1 protein-coding gene is annotated in these 257 nt (G+C 42.0%); it reads right to left on the reverse strand.

The window, feature by feature from the left end; genetic code table 11:
• Positions 1–257: PAS domain-containing protein (locus tag ACPYOJ_RS35850; RefSeq protein WP_481420456.1), on the reverse strand; the 257-nt coding region annotated here is incomplete at both ends.

Raw genomic sequence — 257 nt, forward strand, 5'->3', positions numbered from 1 at the left:
CGGAGATGTGTATAAGAGACAGTCTCCGTTTTCAGAAAAATTAGGAACTGCTCTTCCCAGAAACCACCGGTACGTTCCTTTCTGATTCGGATTTTCAAGCTCATATTCCATCACGAAAGGAGTTTTTGTTCTTACACATTCTTCCCAGGTCCTGTCAACATTTTCGACAGTATTTGGCCGCATCATTCTTTTTACAAGCCTGGCTTGATTTTCATTGGCTGTTGAGCCTGTGTATTTGTACCAGCTGTCGTTCATAT

The organism is Rhizobium sp. SVR5-9E (assembly GCF_056755095.1).